Genomic DNA, 14495 nt, shown 5'->3' on the forward strand with positions numbered 1-14495 from the left:
GTCAGACACAGAAAGTGCTATGAATGACCAAGCATGGATTGAATGATGCTTTGGGCTAATGCTTCGTCTGCACAATTGTCAAATCGACCCACAGCTGGATCGATGCCCGCGTCTGAAAGGACTTTTCGCGACACTTCAGTGACACTTGGGAGCAACAACTTCACACGTACTTGAAAAGGAAATTTGCCACTCCAAATTTTGGGAACTAGGTTACGTCCGCCATTTGAAGTCGCTTTCCAAATACCTAGTAATCCGCCAATTTCATAGTGATGAAGCAAGCAGTAGTCGCCTTCTTTAATCTCCAGGGGCCATGGCTTATTGGAACCAAAAAGGTTCTTCTCGACACAATCCATGTAGGTTGTACTACTACACTCGAAGATGTAGGTCTTCTGCGCTGGTTGACTAGCACCCATGTTGCCTGTTTCGTTGTTATCCAAGTTTTCTGTCATCCCAAAATTACTCTCTAATCCGAAAATCACCTTCTCAGGCTGCTGTTACAAGTAGTCTATCAAGAATTCAAGAATCGTAGGTTCATCGAATAAAAATGTTCCGGCAGAATTCGATTCGAATCAAGAAAGAATTTTCATGCTGGATCTTATGCGACAAGAACTTCGACAACATAGGCATCGTGGTCTGACAGCCCTTGTGCATCCACTCTTGTCGCACTCTCAACTGACCACGACAAAGGTACGCCAATATGGTCAATCGCTTGGCAGTAATTGCCGCGATGCGAAAGGCCAGTTGTTGGTACGTTGAGTCCCAGTTGAGATACGGCCTCAAGGACATGTTTACGTCCGCCCATGCTTCCAGCATGTTCCTTGCTAATTAGCGAATGGTTCCAATCTCCACCCCAAACTAGATCGCTCTTCGGCAAATTGCGAAGCAATGTAGTGATTGCATTCTCTGTCATTTCCGAATGATTGGAACCATGCCAAGGAGCCGAGTCGGCTTTAACTCCACGCCATGGAAGAATCGTTGAGCAGTATGTGACGCCGTTGATCTTTGCCGCTGCACTGGCATCATGCGGATCGTCCAATCGCTCAAAGGGAAGAACACTGAGGACGGCAGCCCAATGCTGGTTGCGCCCCATGACTCCTTTGGAAAGTTGGGCGTGGAAGTGCAGGATCATTGTACCCTCGTTCTTGGCCCACTTCGGATGAATCTCAGTGAGGAGCCATACATCACAATTTTGTAGATGGATTAATTCCTGATGCTTCTCCGACATCAGCCGATTTTCAACATTCCAAGTTCCAATTCGCATGGTGTTTTCCGTTCTATCCGTATCTTGCCCAATTCCGGATTTACTTTGTTGACCTGCAATATAGCGACTGAAGAACGATTCGGTCATGTCGGGTTGAGTTCACATCACCCCATCGAATCCGCCTCAGCAAAGATTTTTCACTATTCCGATTGTAGTGACCTAAGGTGTCACCTGCGTGTGAATGATAGCTCTCGCGATTGGCGGTGGCTAAGTCGGGATGGAGTCGATTAGGAAGTTGATCATGGACTGGTGGATGGGATGCCCACGCTTGGAATTTTGCTCGGTGGAAACCGACCACTGGCCACCTCCAATCGCTTTTTGTGCGTCAGTCGTTTGGATCGCTTGACGTTTTGTTCAATGAAGGATTGCTATGAATTATTGATTTTCAAGGTTTGCACCATGACCACTGTTCATTTACCTCGCTTGTCACGCCCCGGTGTGCTCGAGTCCATTTCCCCGAAGCGATTGTTCGCCCTGCTTCAACCCTATTCCGATTTCTTTGCAAATCGGTCTGTTCCGATCGTGTCGCCCGATTCGATCGATTGCCAAGCGGTCATACGCGAGATAACCCACGCTGATCACGAAACACCAGCAGACTTGCTGGATGCGATTTGCCTAATCGACGAACTAGCCAACGCTGTGGCTGTCGAACTGCTGCTCGATCGAGTTCCTGGCCATACGCTGGGTCTTGAGCAAGGTGGCGAACATTCAGCAGCAGACATCGTTACTGCGGCTTGGTTGACCGAGCGGGAACAGCTGGTTCAAACTCATGCAAGAGCCAAGTTGAAACGAGCTCGGTCGTTTAATTACTATCAAGCGAATCAAACAAAGCCACCAAAGTATGTTACGCCGGCCGAAGAAACGTTACGGCAACTGGAACGCGACATCGATTCGTGGTACGTCGAACGCTTTCGAGGCCAGGGGACCAAGATAGAGATCTTCGACAGGAAAGACGAAGTCGATATCTCGATCCTTCATGGCAGCTTGTTTCGACGCCAGCCAGTGGTGAACGCAGGCAACTTCGACATCAAGTCGTTCTGGCCAGTCCAAAGCGATTTGGCGATCTACAATCGTGCGTTCGGTGAATTGCGTATCAACGCGAAGTCGCCGAAGGAGAAGGCTCTGTACTGCCGGCTGTTGGGCAAGCACTTGTTCGGCAGCGAGGATTGCTTTCCGACTGGAGTGAAGTACTCCCTCGAGCCGCTGCGTGAGTTCGGCTTTGATGCGCTTTCACCAGGAGACATCGATGGCAACAGGCGATTCTTGTCTCCGTCGACGGTGAAACCGCGACGCTTCAATTTCCCAACGGCGCACCGCTTCCAATGTACCGCTCCGGGAATTGGTAGATGACAGCAGTTACTGGAAAGCTTAAGCGTCTAATAGTTTCGATTTCATTTCCGCATTGACCTAAGTTGTCACATGCCCAACTGATAATGATCGTGTTGGGACGCGGCAGACCAACAATTCCCGCACTGCCGCAGCAATCGAACTCAAGGAAGAATCAAGATGCTAGTTCTAAGTCGCAAAGTTGGTGACAAGTTGGTTATCGACGGCAACATCACTGTGGAAGTCGCCAAGATCCAAGGCAACCGAATCTCTCTCGGCATTGTTGCCCCTTCCAATGTCAAAATCCTCCGTGGCGAGTTAACCGAACAGCAAGCCAAGGTGCAAATTGTGGAAATAGTTGTTGAAGATGGATTATTGATGGCCTGCTAGACTCATAAGTGGTTTGAGTCGAGGCTATCCACGACCACCTTCGCAGCAAGTCTCGCATATCCTATGACACTTGGAGCATTGCAACTTCGCGCGGATGTCAATCAGCGATCCGCCGCAAACAGGGCAAGCCGGTTGGCACGGCTTTTCACTCTTCTTAACATTCGCTTCTACGGTGTTGCCGCTTGGGTTCTGTTCTTGTTGGGACTTCATCAGATTAGACCTCTACTTCGATGATCGTTCGATTGAAAGATGGACAAGTATACAACTTCCATCGTCGATGACGTTGAGCCCCGCATCCCGAGCGGCTTGGCTTCCTTTGGAGTCTTCTGCTCCGGGTTACATCCAAATATTCTTGACGCCAGCGGCGATCGTTTGTTGGATGACCTCGCGTGTGATGTGAGGCGGAGTGACAATCGATAGGGACTCTGGGACAACGGGTAGATTGGCAATCGAGGCGAACGCGGGATCACCTTCTACTTCGGTCGCCTTCGGATTCAGCGGATAGACACTTCGACCCGATGCGACGAGTGCACGGAATACTTTGTTGCCGTACTTGGATCGGTCTTGCGATGCGCCGGCCACAACGAACGTGCTTACTTTCAAAAACACTTCGATATCATTCGTTGAGGATGGAGACTTTCGCTGGGTATCTGCGTTTATACGTATGTCGGAATGTTGGCTTGCTGCGAGAATTTTGGCGAACCAAGAAAATTCAGCGAACCAATTCATCTTAGCGAAGTCTATCTTCCTGTACACGCTACAAGGCGTGGTAAGGAATCTGAAAAGCAATCAATCACTGGATACGAGATCATGACACCGATACAGCCCATTTACCGAAGGGCAAAACTGACCGAACGATTTAATGGATTTGAGAATTGTATCATGTCGCAAGGCGCGAATAGGCTCCGCTTTGCCCATTACTTTGGGCATCCACAACGGAGATGACACTGGGTTGGTCCTTTTGGACCAGTAACTAACGAAGCAACGTTGGCGAACCCGGTGTTACCCCAAAGTGACACCGGGTTTTTTCGTGCCTTGAGGTCAGGTTCCAGGATTCAGGTTTCAGACTGCAGTAATAAAGTTTGAAGTTGTTTCTAGAACCTGAAGCCTGAAGACTGATTCCTGAAGCCTGTTCACGGACTGGTAGCTGAGACGGTATAGCGGCGGTCTGAAGAACCGTAGAGGAGGGTTCGAGCACCTCCCAGTCCACTGGATGCGCACCTGGCAAAAACGCACATGAGAACAACTGCGCTAGAGGTGCGCACCTACATAACCAATATGGCTCGTTCGACTTCTGGTGAGGTCGCTGGTCTTTCAAGCCAGCTAGGTCGGGTTCAAATCCCACACGAGTCACTGACAAACAGAATGTAGCGGGTTAGGCCGTAGGCTGTAGGAAGAAGACTTCGATCGAATCGATGGACGAGCGTTGAATTCCCTAAAGCCTAAACACCTACAGACTAAAAACCTAACTCGGGCTTGCCGACGGGTCGGCGCTTTGACTTGCACTCAAGGCTACAGGGTTCAACTCCCTGCAGGTCCACTGGCGGCGAAGCCGCAGAGCAGTAGATACGAGAGAGTTGAAAGTAGAAGAGATGACTGCATCTACTGCGGTCTACTTTCTACTCACTACTCTCTCACGATTCGGGCAGAGGTGCAGATGGGAGCACGCCTGCTTTGGGAGCAGGAGGATCTCGGTTCGACCCCGAGGTGCCCGACTTGAAGTGATGGTAGTCGAGGGCTGGTTGCCCCCGCGTTAGCCAGAGAATAAAGCCGGCGGCTGATAACCGAGTCGCGCTGAGTTCGATTCTCAGGTCTACCACTGACAAGAGGCTTTAGGCTTTAGACCTTAGGCTTTAGGAAGACATACGAAAGAAAACCATGCGAGTAACACGAGTGTCGATCACGGATTGTAAACACCTACAGCCTATAGCCTATGGCCTAAAGCCTGCTTCGAGGTTGTGGTGTAGCGGTAGCACAGCGGACTTTTAATCCGCAAAGCGTGGGTTCGAATCCCACCGGCCTCACTGAGAGGCTTTAGACCTTAGGCTTTGGGCTTTAGGGAAAAACAGCAACGGCTTTGACGTTTCTTTCTTAAAACCTACAGCCTAACGCCTACAGCCTAAAGCCTAACTTGGGATTGTGGCAGACATGGTAATGCACCGGTCTCTTAAACCGGCCGATGTGGGTTCGATACCCACCGATCCCACTGAATGAATAAGCACTGATGGTCTAGTGGAATGACTCCGCTTTCGTAAAGCGGCTGCGTGAGTTCGATTCTCACTCGGTGCTCTTGATCTTTGACAATTTGGTTGAGCCAACAAAAGGCGTCCATGGTGTAGTGGTAACCCATCTCCTTGCCAAGGAGGAATTGCGAGTTCGATTCTCGCTGGACGCTTTCAATTATCAGGGTGTGGGAAAGTCTGGCTACTCCGCGTGCTTCGGGAGCACGAGATCGTCGGTTCAAATCCGACCATCCTGACTGTTATGAAGCATATTCCGGTGGGTCCTGTGTTGGTACGGGAAGGCGACTGTTAATCGCCCAGACGCAGGTTCGATTCCTGCTGCCGGAGCTTTTTTTGTGGAAGGGCAAGCCGATTGGAGACGGCACTCCGTTCGAAGCGGAGCGAGCTATAAAGCCTTGCGAGTTCAACTCTCGCTCCTTCCGCCTTATGTTTGATGATTTGTGCCATTGGCCGAGCGGCAAAGGTCCTGGACTTCCAATCCGGTCAGGTCGGTTCGACTCCGACATGGCACTCTGTCTCGAGTAGTAATTTACAGGTGTGGGCCAACGGTAAGCCAGCTGCCTTTGAAGCAGTTCATTGGAGGTTCGAATCCTTCCGCCTGTGCTGTGTCAATAAATCATTATTCCGGAGTAGCAACTGTTGGTCGTTGCGTCTGGCTCTGAACCAGAAGCTCGCAGGTTCGATTCCTGCCTCCGGTGCTGAAGTTTCATATGGTGGTCGTCCTGTATTGGTTCAGGAACTTGGCTGTGAACCAAGTCTATATCGGTTCAATTCCGATCGGTCACCCTTGGAACAGGCTTTAGGCTGTAGGCGATAGGCTGTAGGTAAAGACAGAATTCCTCAAGCCTCAAGTCTCGCTGCTCAAGCCTGCTCATGCCCTTGAATCCATCTGGTGGTGGAGCTTGACTGTCGATCAAGTCGTGGCGAGTTCGATCCTCGTCAAGGGCGCTTACTCGTATGGAAGACATCCGGCCGGATCAGGAAGCCACCTTGAAAGTGGTCGGCGCTAGTAACGCTTCGGGGTTCGAGTCCCTGGTCTTCCGCTTTGTTTGAAACTCATAGTCCTGTGGCCCAGCGGCGAAGGCACCTGGTTTACACCCAGTTGATCGACGGTTCGAGTCCGTCCAGGACTACTGAAATAGGCTTTAGGCTTTAGCAATTTAGGCTGTAGGTCAATACATGATGCCAGTCCGCATGGCGCGGGATGTGCCTGCAAAGCACGTTTGCTTGAGTTCGATTCTCAATGGCATCTCTTCCCAAAGCCTACAGTCTAAAAGGCTACAGCCTAACTTTGGCCCATCGGTCTAGCCTCAAGTGTTTGTGGGTTCGAATCCCACCTGCACGTGAGCGTACACGACGCTCTCTGAGATTTTCTCGCGGGTAGGGTTGCGTCGTGGCGCTCTGTTCCCTACTTCGATTTGCGAAGCTGATTTCGCATTCGACGCTTCGCAGCTTGGGCCGTTGCGTTATCAGCCTTATCGCGACGCTCCTGCTCCCGATAGGTGCGCACAGCTTCCGGGTGCTCTGCCTTCCAGCGATCCGGTAGCAGCTCCTCCACGCGCGCTGTCCCTCGTAGCAAGTGTGTAATCACACTCTCCAAGTACATCCCAATGTCAATCTCCTGACGCTGCGCACTGGCAACTAGACTCATGAGGCTTGCATTGCGTATCCCGGCTCGCATGCTTCCGACGAACAGCCAGTTCTTGCGCCCAATCGCGACTCGCTTCATCAGCCTTTCGACTTGATTGTTGTCGATCGGGAGGCGGCCGTCGGTGGCGTATACGCATAACGCATCCCAGTGGTTGCGCACATAGTTGAGCGCGCCACCAAGCTTGCTCGCAGGTAACACGCTTCGTGCCAACGGGCCATCGAGCCAGTCGCGGAGTCGATCGAGTATCATTCGCGATTCTTTGGCTCGCAGTTCTCCTCGTGCTTCATCGCTCCACTGCGCAGCGACGCTCGATATCGTAAAGCTGGTTCATCAGCGCAAGAGGGAGCGATGCGGCTTTCTGATCGTTGGATTGATGTTCGTAGACATGACGGTGCGCATGCGACCAGCACGCCATGCGGGTCATCTTCGACCCGGGCGCAAGAATCACGCTCATGTTGCCCGAATAACAGTCTGCCATCACATGCCCGGTATACCCTTCCAAGTATTCTGCAGGTCCATCGCGATGCCGCGAGACTCGGAAGTCGAAGAGATCATAAGGAGCTGTTGTGTCGAAGCCGGAGTAGCCCCACATTTTGGCATCCAGGCTATCTTTCTTTTCCTTTTGAGCCTCCTTCATCTTCTCAAGGAGTCGCTGTATTCGGGAGTCTTGCAGAGCCTCCTTTTCGTCGGGTATCTCCTTGGGCATGATCAGCTTGACGTGCGTGTCATCAAGCCCCAAGCAACGAGAGGCCATGAGTCTGGCTCGCATCGCTTCGATCAGCCTTTCCGAAACATCATGAGTTAGATCTGCCAGGTAATCCAGGGTAGATCGACTTGGGGTCCACCCTGACGAGGCGAACATGTCTTGGAGACGGTAATAGGGGAGATGGAGTCCGAACTTGCCATGGATCACTTGAGCAGCCACGGAAGGGTGGTAGCGGCCCTTTTCCCCAAGATTTACTTCTTCTTCGACGTTCAGCTCGCGTTCGGGGGAGTTGGCGTAAGCCAGAACAGGCTTCTTGTACTGGAGAACAACAAGCTTCGACGGGATGTGCTTGAGGGTTTCGGTGACTTCATAGCGTTTGACGATCAGCTCGCCAGAGTCAACGCATTGTTGGAACGCATCAGGGATCTCCACTTCCACGACCTCACGCGGCAAGTGTGGCGGGAACTTGTCACTATTTGGCTTCTTCGCGACAGCTTGCTTCTTGCGCGTATAGGTGATGCGCTCTACCTCGGCTTCCGCTTCCTTCTTGGCAGCTTCGAGCGCCTCTTGCAACTCCTTGTCATCCTCGAATTCCAAGAGATATTGGTCTGCGTTGATGAACTTCTCTCGCTTCTTCCCGGTGCGCAGGAAGCGGATCTCAGCAAGCGCTTCTTCGAGCGATTTTTTGAGCGTATCGATCTCGGATTTTTGCTTTACGAGAACGTTCGATTGCACAAGAATCACTTCTTGTGCGGTGCTCAAATCGTTCGGTAATTCGTTCGCGTCTTGCATGATGGTGTTATAGCGCGAGGCCCAAAAAGTGCAAGAGGGGACAGAAGTGAAATTGCCTAAAAACACAGGAATTGTTTCCGTTTCAAGCAGAGATTGCTTCTAGAGAATCGCGGGCCGGAGGGACGTAGCGCATTCTCTTCTTCACAGAGCTGAGTTCGACTCCCGTAAGGATCCACTGCAGCTCGGCGGACGAGACCACGACATGCTTCCCATCGGCGCTTCGAACTGGCGCTGAAAGCAGCCTCTCTCCAATCGCTTCATCCAAATAGCGATTCCATCGGTGTCCCAGTACAAGAGCTTGATCCGATTCAGGCGATGGTTCAGGAACATGAACAAGCCACCATCGCGCACGTCGCGCTGAAAGTCATTCTTAATGATCCCGAAGAGACCGTCGAAGCTCTTGCGCATATCGATGGGCTCGGTATGCAGGTAAATGGGAACTGAAGGGTTGAGAGCGAGCATGGTAACTATGCCACCTGATCGAGAATATCAGAGAGCGAGGCAATCGCACTAAGGGGTAGACGCAAAAGCACGCCGCTTGGGAGCTTGATTTCGATCGCAGAGTCGACAGCATCCACGGATTGAACTCGCAAGAACGCTGGCTGGACCGGAGCCTTGCCAAGCTTGCGCTTCCAGTTATAGAAGGTTGGAACGGAACAACCGATGGAATCGCAGAATTGGGTTACGGTAAGTCCTGAGCGGTCGAAATCCGCGAGATGCTGCGCCCATCGTTGGGAGCGAGAAGCAGAAGATGGTCGAGCCAAGATGAGTTCCTTGCGTACGAGTGAAAACGTTGATCGAACGCAGAAAACTACACGACAGAAACCGACCAGGTCGGGAAAATCAAGAACCGGTCAGTGTACGCTCACCCTGCACCACTGGAGAGAGACTTTAGGCTATAGGCGTTAGGCTATAGGTGAAAACCATTTGTCCTTGAGGTGTACGGGACTGCATTCAACTCTGCGAAGGTTGCGGACTAGGTTCAACTCCTAGCAAGGATACTTCTTCCTAAAGCCTATAGCCTAAAGTCTAAAGCCTTCTATATGGCTTGCGAGTGTGATGGATTCGCACGACAGTCTTCGAAACTGTTAGACAAGGTTCGATTCCTTGGCGAGCTACTTGGCAATATGGTGCGGTGCGCTAATTGGCATAGCGGCTGAGCTCAAACCTCAGTGTTTGTGGGTTCGAGTCCCACCCTCACCACTAGTGCATGACGTGGTACGCGAACAGGTACAGCGGCGAAGCTTAAACCTTCGCGATTGCGGGTTCGAATCCCGCCTGCGTCACTTGAAACTAATGGGTCGATTGGACTTGGGAGTCCATGCCGTCTGTAAAACGGTCGCTCGTCGATGAGCAATGTAGGTTCGATTCCTTCTCGGCCCACTGACGAACAGGGATGAGGTATGAGGCTTGAGCTTTGAGGCTGTTTACTCAAGCCCCACGCCTCATCCCTCACGCCTGATACTGCAGGCTAGTTGGGACTGAGCTGACTTTCATAAGGTCGGTAACCCGGTTCGATTCCGGGGCTTGCAACTTGCGGGTGGGCTAGTGCTCATCTGAGCCTCATAAGCTCGGACTGCCAGGTGCGACTCGTGGACCCGCCATTTTCAAAATTGGTTGAGTACGCAAACCGGAAAAGCGACTTGGTCGAGAGCCAAGTGATTCTGCAGGACTATGAAGTCCTGGGTTTGCAAGTGGCTTAGCCACTGTTTTCTGCAATTTTGTTTTCTACATGATAAAGCGTTCGGTTGTGTGTTTTTGGTGTGGCTACGCGAGGGCACTGAGCTGTTAGTATCGATCGATAACAAGGATGTTTGATTAAGCGACTATTCGAGGTGTGAACGCTTTTGACTCTGGTGTACCTGCTTGTGCAGCGGGCAGCGTTCCCTCAGTTATCCATGCACGGTTCAATCATCTTTGATCCGGTGAGATTGTTCCGCGAGTAAAACGGGCAGCTTGCTTGTAGGCTTCTGTGAGCGGCAAGCTGATTGATTCCATTGGACGGCACATTCTTTAGGGCGACGTATCTGATGATCTTGCATCGCTTTTGTGTCAGAAGCGATTCCTAGTTTTCAAGAATCAGGGTCAACTGTTAGTGGTGCATGCGTCCATTGGTACGTCTTCTCCTTGTGATCAGTCGACTATGAAGTCCTGGGTTTGCAAGTGGCTTAGCCACTGTTTTCTGCAATTTTGTTTTCTACATGATAAAGCGTTCGGTTGTGTGTTTTTGGTGTGGCTACGCGAGGGCACTGAGCTGTTAGTATCGATCGATAACAAGGATGTTTGATTAAGCGACTATTCGAGGTGTGAACGCTTTTGACTCTGGTGTACCTGCTTGTGCAGCGGGCAGCGTTCCCTCAGTTATCCATGCACGGTTCAATCATCTTTGATCCGGTGAGATTGTTCCGCGAGTAAAACGGGCAGCTTGCTTGTAGGCTTCTGTGAGCGGCAAGCTGATTGATTCCATTGGACGGCACATTCTTTAGGGCGACGTATCTGATGATCTTGCATCGCTTTTGTGTCAGAAGCGATTCCTAGTTTTCAAGAATCAGGGTCAACTGTTAGTGGTGCATGCGTCCATTGGTACGTCTTCTCCTTGTGATCAGTCGTATCTAGCTTCTCTGAGCGTCTCCTTATTGTTCACGTCTTTTCTGGTCCTGCACTTTAGGCAAAGATCTCTAACCGATCGTATTGTATTCAGTTGAACTCGGGCTTGGTTACGCCGCTAAGCACAATAGCTCGTCAATCAGTGCGATGATTTTTGGCGTTTGTTGGGCTGCGGGTAGTTCTGCCATAAATCGATTCCTCAGCATTTTATGGGTTATTTCGCGACGACGGTCAGCATGCGATGGGCGACGGTCAGGATTGTCCCAGGGACGATCGCTTCGGTCGACCAGCTGTTCTACCGGAGTGTCCCAACACTCCAGTTCCACCAGGCCATAGAGCCACGCATTGATGTTCCAGCAGGCGATATTCGACCAGACGTTTCGAACCTGCTGCTTGCCAGCGCCCCAGGTCTCTTTGGTATCGTGGAAGAACTCTTCGATGGCCCATCGATCTGCTACGGTTTCCAGAAGCATTTCGACCGGCATTTCGATTTCCGTACTAAAGTATGCTGCCGTTTCGCCGTTGTCGAATTTAAGTATCACAACTCGAATCGGTCCCTCGGTGATAGTTGTTGTTGCCAGGAAGGTCTTGTAATGACGAAGGACTGCGACACCACGACACGCATAGCTAATCGTCTGCCAACCTTGCTTGTGCTTGGAACGCTTTGAGAGATCGATTCGGTTGTAGCCGTATTTGCGAGGACGCCCACGAGTACCAGCCTTGCGAGCAGGGGGAAGGTCGAAGAGCTTTGCATTGCTTCGCAAGCGACTGACTACGGTTGTGTTTAGCGTCGTAAGTGACGTGATTAGGTCATACGTTGCATAGGCTCCATCGAAAACGACGAGTGTCTTGGATCGCGAACCGAGCACCCGCAACCAGCAGATGACCTGGTTGGTCATTTGCAGCGCAAGTTGGTGTTTTGTTTGAAATTTCCACCCATGCTTGGCATCCAACACAGGAACATCGCATTGCCTAACATACAGCATCGAAAGCAGTGGCAATGCGATCACGCCCCACAATGGATGCGTGCTCAAGATTGCCAGACAAACCCAGTTGTGACCGTACAACCACTCGCTATCGACTGGACCTGGCGTAGGATGGTGATGAATGTTCGCACCTTCGACGTGACGTCCGAATCGCTTTGTGGGGCTATCATCGACCGCCAGCTTCCAGTACCCGTCAGGCCCTGGATCGAATCGTTTGACAATTACCCTCAGCAAGGGCAAAGCCAACGATGTGGCGACCTTGCCCGCAGATACAAGCAGTTCATAAAAGCGATCCCAATCATCTTTCACGCCAGCGGCTCGAAACCAACTGCTCGCAGTACGGCGACCACGTGCCAGCATCGCACCAGCCATCACGATCGGAAGGCGAAAGCCGATGCGAGCATGCAAGAGCGATTGCATCGCAGTTACCACGATTGCGATACCTCCGACCAGCGGCACGCTGGCTGCCGTAGTTTTACGTCGAGTGGGATTCGAGCTCGACAACCTGCTGCGTTTGTCATGATGCGATGGAGTCGACTTTTTGCCATGCTGAAGTTGCGGTGCACGACCAGATCGTTTACGCTTGGCCATCCTTGGCTCTCCTGGGGTCGGTTATGTTTTGCAACCAACTTGTCCCTTGAGGGCCATTTTCGTTTCAAGAGCAATTCTTGCTCATTGTGATGCTTGCATTAGTTCCGGCTTCAGATCTTTGCCTAAAGTGCAGTTCTGGTCGATACATTGGGATTATCTCGCGGAGGATAGAGCACTGCTGAGAAGCAACTCGAGCGCCGCGTCGATGCTAAGTGGATCGAGCGCTGCTAGTTGTTCATCAGCTAGCGGCCTCTCCCACCAGCTTGATCCATTTGGCCCAAAGCGATAAATCTCGGGGGCTGGGGCAGAGCCCCAGTTAATAAACACTGTCTTTAGTCCAGTTCTTCTTCAAGTAACTTCAAGTCAATCATTTCACTCGTCTTGATCAAATCGCCTGAGAGATCCAATTCGTTCGTCGATCGTTTTTTAATCACTGCAAAATACTGGTTGTCCTCACAGGCGTTGGTTTAAAACGGCAAGTCAGGCCGATTCGTTCGTCGATGGCTTATGCATCAGCCGGCAGATACTGGCTTTCTGGCTTGCCTTGGTTTGGTCGTAGACGTTGGGATGGATTTACGTTTGCCGTTCTTCTGCTTAGAGGCAGGCTCGGTTGGCGAAGGCTGGCTTGATGTCGCGGTTGCTTCTTTGGCCGCTTGAGCTTCGCGTGCTTCTCTGCGTCGTCGGCTTCTACGCTGGTCGCTGTTCTCTTTGGGTTTCATCTCACGGAGCGACTCTTTGAGCGAAGTGGGCATGCGGCAGAAGGACTCGCTGACTTCGATCATACGTTGGGGTTCCCAATCTTTCTCATCGCGCAGCATGGCCCAAGCGATGACGGCAATCTTGCGAGCCAGAGCCACAGCGGCCTTCTTCTTGCGAGTCTTTTGTTTGCCACTGATACGCTCATAGACGCCTTTAGCCCAAGGGTTGTAACGTAGCGATGCCCATGCGCACTCAACCAAGATCGTTCGAGCCAGCGGATTGCCACGCTTGGTGATGCGGCCATTGCGATCTGTCTCGCCTGATTGATACTGGCGTGGAACCAGTCCGAAATACGCAGAGACTTGTCGACCGTTTTTAAAGCGATGAGGATCGTCGATACAAGCGACGAGGATCTCAGCTGTGCGAGGTCCGACACCAGGTATGCTTCGGATACGCTTGATGCGAGGGTCATCTTTGCCGATGGCTTCAAGCTTCTTGACGACCAGTTCGAGCTGCGAGCTGAGGGCGTCGAGCTGAGTCAGTTCGATATCCAGTTCAGCTTTCCAGAGCTCAGTGGGGCCACATTGGTCAAGCGGCTTACGAAAGGAATTGATATGAGCTCGACCGGTGTGCCAGGCTTTGTCGCCTTTGTCGATCGAGATGCCGTGATTGACGAACCAAGCGCGAATGGTGTTTTTCATCTTGTTGATGCGATAGTCGAGCGTCTTGCGATACTTGACCAACGAGCGAAACTCGCGGTGAGCTTCCGAGGGCATGTGAACGGCCTGCAGCTCGTTCATCGCAGCCATGCGAGCCAGTTTGAGTGCATCGTCTTTATCGGTCTTGCGTTTGACGTTGCTCCACTTCCAGGCATCTTCGTTAGTGGAACAAACAAGTGTCTTCAGGCCATGGCTGACGGCCAAATCATTGATCCAGCCTGAAGGACCACAAGCTTCCATGACGACCAGATCGACCTTGCGTTTCTTGAAGATAGTCGAGAGATAGTGTCGATCGGTAGCCGCTGTGAGGAATTCAGCCTTGCGAGTTTCTGTATTGAAAAAGCAGCACATCGTATTGAACTTACCGAGGTCAAGAGCGAGAATCTTCATGTTCTAAGTTTCCTTCGGGTTTTGGGGTGGAATGAATGTGACAGAGGTTGTTAGCGCAACCCAAGATCACGGGTCCGAGTCGCCAGATTTTATTCGAATGGCTCCCACCCCAAACCCAGGACTTACATGGATTC

11 protein-coding genes and 18 tRNA genes are annotated in these 14495 nt (G+C 51.5%); 20 read left to right on the forward strand and 9 right to left on the reverse strand.

All coding sequences use genetic code 11. From position 1 onward, the window contains the following. Positions 1-17: 17 nt before the first annotated feature. Both SH467x_RS02175 and SH467x_RS02180 read right to left on the reverse strand, forming a co-directional pair. A complete protein-coding gene (locus SH467x_RS02175; protein WP_482369681.1) occupies positions 18-449 on the reverse strand; it encodes a hypothetical protein in 432 nt (143 codons plus the stop codon). 146 nt (positions 450-595) lie between these two features. Next, positions 596-1348: an endonuclease/exonuclease/phosphatase family protein gene (locus SH467x_RS02180; protein ID WP_482369682.1), complete on the reverse strand. Its 753-nt coding sequence runs from the start codon at positions 1346-1348 to the stop codon at positions 596-598. A gap of 312 nt (positions 1349-1660) precedes the next feature. Here SH467x_RS02180 and SH467x_RS02185 point away from each other — a divergent pair, with 312 nt between their 5' ends. Both SH467x_RS02185 and SH467x_RS02190 read left to right on the forward strand, forming a co-directional pair. Next, a complete protein-coding gene (locus tag SH467x_RS02185; protein ID WP_482369683.1) occupies positions 1661-2611 on the forward strand; it encodes a hypothetical protein in 951 nt (316 codons plus the stop codon). 156 nt (positions 2612-2767) lie between these two features. Next, positions 2768-2977, forward strand: a complete 210-nt coding sequence (locus tag SH467x_RS02190) for a carbon storage regulator (protein ID WP_482369684.1) — start codon at positions 2768-2770, stop codon at positions 2975-2977. 336 nt (positions 2978-3313) lie between these two features. Here SH467x_RS02190 and SH467x_RS02195 read toward each other — a convergent pair whose 3' ends face one another. After that, the gene (locus SH467x_RS02195; RefSeq protein WP_482369685.1) at positions 3314-3586 is read right to left on the reverse strand and encodes a CoA-binding protein; all 273 of its coding nucleotides are present in this window, start codon (positions 3584-3586) and stop codon (positions 3314-3316) included. A 528-nt stretch (positions 3587-4114) separates the two neighbouring features. On the opposite strand from SH467x_RS02195, the gene SH467x_RS02200 reads away from it, so the two are divergent. The 15 genes from SH467x_RS02200 (at position 4115) to SH467x_RS02270 (ending at position 6353) form a co-directional block, all read left to right on the forward strand. Further along, positions 4115-4186, forward strand: a tRNA-Phe gene (locus SH467x_RS02200). Between the two features lie 71 nt (positions 4187-4257). After that, a tRNA-Glu gene (locus tag SH467x_RS02205) sits at positions 4258-4330 on the forward strand. Between the two features lie 289 nt (positions 4331-4619). Further along, a tRNA-Pro gene (locus SH467x_RS02210) sits at positions 4620-4692 on the forward strand. Positions 4693-4929: 237 nt separating this feature from the next. Beyond that, positions 4930-5001, forward strand: a tRNA-Lys gene (locus tag SH467x_RS02215). 109 nt (positions 5002-5110) lie between these two features. After that, positions 5111-5183 (forward strand) — tRNA-Lys (locus tag SH467x_RS02220). A 12-nt stretch (positions 5184-5195) separates the two neighbouring features. Then, positions 5196-5266 (forward strand) — tRNA-Thr (locus SH467x_RS02225). A 35-nt stretch (positions 5267-5301) separates the two neighbouring features. Further along, positions 5302-5372 (forward strand) — tRNA-Gly (locus SH467x_RS02230). Between the two features lie 9 nt (positions 5373-5381). Continuing rightward, positions 5382-5456: transfer RNA gene (locus SH467x_RS02235), tRNA-Pro, on the forward strand. A gap of 16 nt (positions 5457-5472) precedes the next feature. Further along, positions 5473-5547 (forward strand) — tRNA-Asn (locus SH467x_RS02240). A gap of 10 nt (positions 5548-5557) precedes the next feature. After that, positions 5558-5642, forward strand: a tRNA-Ser gene (locus SH467x_RS02245). An 18-nt stretch (positions 5643-5660) separates the two neighbouring features. Next, positions 5661-5732, forward strand: a tRNA-Gly gene (locus SH467x_RS02250). Positions 5733-5751: 19 nt separating this feature from the next. Next, a tRNA-Gln gene (locus SH467x_RS02255) sits at positions 5752-5823 on the forward strand. 21 nt (positions 5824-5844) lie between these two features. Beyond that, a tRNA-Gln gene (locus SH467x_RS02260) sits at positions 5845-5918 on the forward strand. A 177-nt stretch (positions 5919-6095) separates the two neighbouring features. Continuing rightward, a tRNA-Asp gene (locus tag SH467x_RS02265) sits at positions 6096-6168 on the forward strand. 112 nt (positions 6169-6280) lie between these two features. After that, positions 6281-6353: transfer RNA gene (locus SH467x_RS02270), tRNA-Val, on the forward strand. A 275-nt stretch (positions 6354-6628) separates the two neighbouring features. Here SH467x_RS02270 and SH467x_RS02275 read toward each other — a convergent pair. The 4 genes from SH467x_RS02275 to tnpA all read right to left on the reverse strand — a co-directional run bounded on the left by SH467x_RS02275 (position 6629) and on the right by tnpA (position 9133). Then, positions 6629-7120, reverse strand: a complete 492-nt coding sequence (locus SH467x_RS02275) for an IS66 family transposase (protein WP_482369686.1) — start codon at positions 7118-7120, stop codon at positions 6629-6631. Between the two features lie 34 nt (positions 7121-7154). After that, positions 7155-8369, reverse strand: coding sequence for an IS66 family transposase (locus tag SH467x_RS02280; protein ID WP_482369687.1), 1215 nt, complete (start codon positions 8367-8369; stop codon positions 7155-7157). 141 nt (positions 8370-8510) lie between these two features. After that, positions 8511-8831: an IS66 family insertion sequence element accessory protein TnpB gene (gene tnpB, locus SH467x_RS02285; RefSeq protein ID WP_482368269.1), complete on the reverse strand. Its 321-nt coding sequence runs from the start codon at positions 8829-8831 to the stop codon at positions 8511-8513. 5 nt (positions 8832-8836) lie between these two features. Next, entirely contained in the window at positions 8837-9133 is a 297-nt protein-coding gene (gene tnpA, locus SH467x_RS02290; RefSeq protein ID WP_482367253.1) for an IS66 family insertion sequence element accessory protein TnpA, read from the reverse strand. A gap of 365 nt (positions 9134-9498) precedes the next feature. On the opposite strand from tnpA, the gene SH467x_RS02295 reads away from it, so the two are divergent. The 3 genes from SH467x_RS02295 to SH467x_RS02305 all read left to right on the forward strand — a co-directional run bounded on the left by SH467x_RS02295 (position 9499) and on the right by SH467x_RS02305 (position 9752). Next, a tRNA-Leu gene (locus SH467x_RS02295) sits at positions 9499-9572 on the forward strand. 9 nt (positions 9573-9581) lie between these two features. Further along, positions 9582-9655: transfer RNA gene (locus SH467x_RS02300), tRNA-Leu, on the forward strand. A gap of 12 nt (positions 9656-9667) precedes the next feature. Beyond that, positions 9668-9752: transfer RNA gene (locus tag SH467x_RS02305), tRNA-Tyr, on the forward strand. A 1334-nt stretch (positions 9753-11086) separates the two neighbouring features. Here the strand turns inward: SH467x_RS02305 and SH467x_RS02310 are convergent. Both SH467x_RS02310 and SH467x_RS02315 read right to left on the reverse strand, forming a co-directional pair. Beyond that, a complete protein-coding gene (locus SH467x_RS02310; protein WP_482369688.1) occupies positions 11087-12553 on the reverse strand; it encodes an IS701 family transposase in 1467 nt (488 codons plus the stop codon). Between the two features lie 512 nt (positions 12554-13065). Further along, on the reverse strand, positions 13066-14361 hold the full coding sequence (locus tag SH467x_RS02315) for an IS110 family RNA-guided transposase (protein WP_482369689.1): 1296 nt from the start codon (positions 14359-14361) through the stop codon (positions 13066-13068). Positions 14362-14495 lie beyond the last annotated feature (134 nt).

The organism is Brakhagea slesvicensis (assembly GCF_052161625.1).
Taxonomy (GTDB): Bacteria; Planctomycetota; Planctomycetia; order Pirellulales; family Pirellulaceae; genus JBKCUI01.